This is a genomic window from Mesorhizobium sp. M1E.F.Ca.ET.041.01.1.1 (genome assembly GCF_003997355.1).
GTDB lineage: Bacteria > Pseudomonadota > Alphaproteobacteria > Rhizobiales > Rhizobiaceae > Mesorhizobium.
Window position 1 is genome coordinate 1 of record NZ_RZSL01000674.1, and the last position, 2,924, is coordinate 2,924.

Here is a 2,924-nt window from a genome sequence, read left to right on the forward strand (position 1 = left end):
CGACCACCAGCCCGGCGCGCGCCGGCACCAGCATGGCGATGCCGCGCGCCTGGCCGAGCTTCAGCGTCGCCGTCGCATCCTTGTTGACGAAAGTCTGTTCGATGGCCGCCTCGTGCGGCATGGCCTGATGCAACACCTCCGCCAGCCCGTCATGCAACTGGCAGAGCCTTGCCGCGAGCGGCGCCTTGTCGTCGGAGCGCACGGTGCCGGAAGCGACGAAGCGCAGCGAGTTGCCGAGGCTCTCGACGATGCCCCAGCCGGTGCGCCTCAGTCCCGGATCGATGCCGATGATGCGAATCGCTTCCCCCATGCGCCAAGTCTAGCCTCGGCGCTTGGGGATGCCAGCAAAATGTGAACAAAGCAGAAACAGGCAGCGGTCAGGCTAGCTGCGTGCGAACGCCGTGTTGAGCAGCGATATCTGGTCGGAAACCGGATTGGCGCGGCGGGCGGAGCTGGGCGGCCCGTTCATGGCACCGCCATAGATCTCTTCGTCCATGCGACGCACCAGCGCCTGCAGGCGCAGCGACCGGCTCACAAGGTCCAGAAATTCCTTCGGCAATTCGTTCCAGCCCAGCACCTCGTCATGCGCGGAAGCGGTGTCGAGCCGCACCTTGGATTTTTCAGAAGCGACCTGGTCTCGGGTCATTTCGCCGGAATTCGCCGCCCGCTGCAGCAGCAGCCACGACGCGACCTGCATCAGCCTGGTGGTCAGCCGCATCGATTCGGCCGCATAGAGCGTCGCCGCCGTGCGCGACAGCTTCTTGGCTTCGAGCCTGCCCTTGCCGTCGAGATATTCGGCCGCCTGTTCGACCAGGCCCATGCCCTCCTGGTAGAGCGGCTTGAAGGATTGGGAGAAAACCCTGCGTTCCGCGAGCTTTATGGTTTTCGCGCTGCCCGTCGAAGGCTCGGTCATTGATACGCCCCTGCACTGCCGCAAGCCGATTCGGCTATCCTTGCCGATACGTCCTGCACCCTTAAATGACTGAGGCTTGAAAATGCGCTTCGACGCCCATGAAGGCAAGCGCATGTTTAACAAAGGGTTAACGCCGGGCCGCGCTCTCCCCGGCCAGCGACGGACAAAAAAAGAGCCGCGGATAAGGCGGCTCTCAGGAGTTTAACAGGGAGGCGTCAAACAAAGTGGCTCCAACCACTCGGTAAGAATCCAGAAAAACTGGATGCGCATAGTAAACGCCCGTAAAGCTTAATGAAGCCTTAACGCCGGGCGGAATTTTTGACCGAACGGACTTTCCTGTGCCGGAACGGGACAGACCGGTTTCGCCTTCCCGGCTCGCGGAGAACCAGATTTTCGGATGCCGATCGCGGCGCAGAAACATGCCGGCCGCCGCGGCGACATCGTTCCGAAACACGTGCCACGCAAAACGCCGCTCCTCTCAATGGCTGGCGCAAATCCGCGCCGCCGCAAATCAAGAAAGACATCCAGGAGCACACCATGGACTGGTACTCGATCGTCAAATTCCTTCACGTCGTCTCGGCCGTTCTGTGGGTCGGCGGCGGTTTCGTGCTGTTCCTGCTCGGCGCGCTTGCCGAGCGTGCTGGCAACATCGAGGACAAGCTGCAGGCGATGCGCGCCAGCGGTGAGCTCGGCGGCCGCTTCTTCGCGCCGATGTCGATGCTCACCCTGATCTTCGGTATCGTCATGTGTGCCTTCTGGGTCGGCTTTGCCGAGCTGTGGATCGTCATCGGCCTTGTCGGCTACACCACGACGTTTTCGATCGGCATGCTCGTCTTCAAGCCGACCGGCGAGCGAATGGGCGCCATGGTCGCCAAGGAAGGTATCACGCCCGCCGTTCTTGCCATCGGCCAGCGCATGATGAGCTGGGCGCGCCTCGACTACGCGGTGATGCTGGTGATCCTCGCCGACATGGTGCTGAAGCCCACCCTGCACGATATCGGCGTCCTCGCCGGCATGGCGCTGGTGGTGGCGGCCGGCGCGGCGCTCGCCCTTGGCGGCAGCCGCCAGATGGTGCCGAGCGCCGTCTGAGCATTTGTTGGTGTGGGCGGCCTGGCAGCCGCCCTCACATCAGGCCCGCGATACCGTCCCAGAGCAGCTTGACCGCCACCACCGCGACAGTGGCGTAGGTGAATGGATAAAACACCTCCGGCCGCATGCGACGCACCAGCCAGGCGCCTGCCACGGTGGCGAGCGGCGCCAGCGGCATGAGCGCACCGGAAGCTATCAGGTTGGTGGTGTCGAACTGGCCGAGCGCGAAATAGGGGATGAGCTTCAGCGCATTGGTGGCGGCGAAGAAGATCGCGGCCGTCCCCGACAGCACCTTCGGGTCGAGCCGGATGGGCAGCGCATAGACCTGGAAAGGCGGGCCGCCGACATGGGCGACGAAGCTGGTGAAACCGGCAACCGTGCCCCAGAAGGCCGCCGCGATCCGGTTCGGCTGCACCGCGTGATCGGCGCCATGGCGGAACTGCAGATAGATCCAGCGCAGCACGAAGATCAGCGCGACAGCACCGACGATCAGCCGCACCATCTCCTCGGTCACCAGGGCCGCCGTCAGCCAGCCGAGGCCGATGCCGATGACGGCGCCCGGCATCATGTCGACCAGCATCTTGCGGTCGTGGATACCCCACCAGGTCCATACCGAAACGATGTCCATCAGGCACAGAATCGGCAGCAGGATGGCGGCAGCCTGCACCGGCGGAATGGTCAGCGCCATCAGCGGCACGCCGACAAAGCCGACGGCGCCGCCGAAGCCGCCCTTCGACAGGCCGACGAGGATGACCGCCGGAATGGCGGCGGCATAGAACCAGGGATCGCTGAGCAGGCCTGACATTATCTGGAAACGGCTGGGAAGTGGGGTGGCTGGAGGAAAGCGGGAGATTTCCAATAGACCACAAAGCCGGACACCGCGATAGCCGATGCGCCCCGTCAGCCGGCCGGCGCGATCAAC

The 2,924-nt window shown here is 64.0% G+C and carries 4 protein-coding genes; 1 reads left to right on the forward strand and 3 read right to left on the reverse strand.

The annotated features are described in order from the left end of the window. Both EOA38_RS32390 and EOA38_RS32395 read right to left on the reverse strand, forming a co-directional pair. On the reverse strand, positions 1-310 hold a 310-nt coding region (locus tag EOA38_RS32390; RefSeq protein WP_127301140.1), incomplete at its 3' end, for a crossover junction endodeoxyribonuclease RuvC. 72 nt (positions 311-382) lie between these two features. Further along, a complete protein-coding gene (locus EOA38_RS32395) occupies positions 383-913 on the reverse strand; it encodes a DUF1465 family protein (protein ID WP_127301141.1) in 531 nt (176 codons plus the stop codon). Positions 914-1,450: 537 nt separating this feature from the next. Between EOA38_RS32395 and EOA38_RS32400 the strand changes: the two genes are divergently transcribed. Beyond that, a complete protein-coding gene (locus EOA38_RS32400) occupies positions 1,451-2,002 on the forward strand; it encodes a DUF2269 family protein (protein ID WP_127301142.1) in 552 nt (183 codons plus the stop codon). Positions 2,003-2,036: 34 nt separating this feature from the next. Here the strand turns inward: EOA38_RS32400 and EOA38_RS32405 are convergent, their stop codons facing one another. After that, positions 2,037-2,807: a sulfite exporter TauE/SafE family protein gene (locus EOA38_RS32405; RefSeq protein WP_127301143.1), complete on the reverse strand. Its 771-nt coding sequence runs from the start codon at positions 2,805-2,807 to the stop codon at positions 2,037-2,039. Between the last annotated feature and the right edge of the window lie 117 nt (positions 2,808-2,924).

Excerpts from the sequence above, each read along its gene's own strand:
- EOA38_RS32395 (WP_127301141.1), bottom strand. The coding sequence starts at position 913 with ATGACCGAGCCTTCGACGGGCAGCGCGAAAACCATAAAGCTCGCGGAA.
- EOA38_RS32400 (WP_127301142.1), top strand. The coding sequence starts at position 1,451 with ATGGACTGGTACTCGATCGTCAAATTCCTTCACGTCGTCTCGGCCGTT.
- EOA38_RS32405 (WP_127301143.1), bottom strand. The coding sequence starts at position 2,807 with ATGTCAGGCCTGCTCAGCGATCCCTGGTTCTATGCCGCCGCCATTCCG.